This is a genomic window from Dietzia aerolata, from assembly GCF_014144865.1.
In the GTDB taxonomy this organism is placed as follows: Bacteria; Actinomycetota; Actinomycetes; order Mycobacteriales; family Mycobacteriaceae; genus Dietzia; species Dietzia aerolata.
On sequence record NZ_JAALDM010000184.1, the window covers coordinates 1 to 1,308 of the forward strand.

The 1,308-nt window shown below is 69.4% G+C and carries 2 pseudogenes; one reads left to right on the forward strand and one right to left on the reverse strand.

Annotated elements, in window-relative coordinates:
- Nucleotides 1-386, reverse strand: a pseudogene (locus G6016_RS11390) (hypothetical protein); the annotation flags it as partial.
- Between the two features lie 218 nt (nt 387-604).
- Between G6016_RS11390 and G6016_RS11395 the strand changes: the two are divergent.
- Nucleotides 605-1,308: pseudogene (locus tag G6016_RS11395) on the forward strand (gluconate kinase); the annotation flags it as partial.

The following is a 1,308-nucleotide window of genomic DNA, read 5'->3' on the forward strand; positions in this document are numbered from 1 at the left end:
AGCGAGCCGGTGTCGAGCGAGCCGGAGTCCTCGGCCGGGGCCTCCTCCTCGCCGGAGCCGGTGCCGCCGTCGATCAGGTCGGAGCCGGTGTTCGGGGAGACACCGAGGCTGCCGAACTCAACGGAGCCCGGGTTGGGGGCCTCGGCGTCGAGGTTCAGGTTGAAGCTCAGGCTGCCGGCATCCACTGCGAGGTCGGTTCCGAGACCACCCTCGAGGCTGCCCTCTTCGCCACCGAGGTTCTCGAGGCTGGCGGCCGGGTTCTCGGCGGGGGCGTCCTGCGCGGCGGCAAGGCCGGGGAATGCGATGGCGGCACCGACGCCGAACGCGCCGACTGCGGCGATCTTCGCGGTGGTCCGGGTGGTGGTCTTGCGGTGGGTGTTCGTCACTGCTGAACGTCTCCGATCTGCATCGACCACGATGTGTCTCATCGCGGGCAACCCTGCCCTGTGGCGTGGGTGCGTCGGCGACACTACAAGTGCGATCGGCCCCTGTCAGTAGGTCATTTCTTCAGTGCCGGTTCAGTTAACGATTCCCTGATGTGGTCGTTCGGGGCGCTTTGCCGGACCGGGAGCGGGGCGCGTCGTGCCTGCCTAGGCTGGGTTCCATGGACATGTCCGAGCCGACCGGGACCGGGGCGTGGGGGCCGCCCGTCGTGGTGGAGACGCACGGCGCGCTCATCTTCCTCTGGGGTGACAAGGCTCATAAAATCCGCAAGCCTCTCGACCTCGGGTTCCTCGACAACCGCACCCCGACGGCCCGCGCGGAGCAGAGCCGCCGCGAGGTGGAGCTCAACAGTCGCCTCGCCCCGGACGTCTACCTCGGGGTGTTGGAGGTGCGGCGCAGCCGTGGGAGGAACCCCGACAACCCCGGTAACGACGACGACGTCGTCGATCACGTCGTGGAGATGCGCAGGCTCCCGGAACGTCTCAGTCTCGCCCGACTGGTGCGGGAGCGTCAGCCCGGCTCGCGCCGGGTCGGCGATACGGACATCGTGGCCGGCCTGGGCGAGGTGGCCCGGCAGATCGCGCAGTTGCATGACCAGAGCCCTCGCACGAGGGAGATCGACGATGCGGGGCTGCAGGACACGCTCCACGGGCTGTGGGCCGAGTCGCTCGAGCACCTGCGCCGACTCGAGGTGGGGCGGGATGCCCGCGAGATCGTCGACGACATCGCGGTGCTCTCCTATGACTACCTCCGCGGCCGGGGTCCGTTGCTGCGGTCCCGGATCGACGCGGGCCGGATCGTGGACGGTCACGGGGACCTGCTGGCGGCGGATGTCTACCTGATGGAGGACGGGCCGCGGATCAT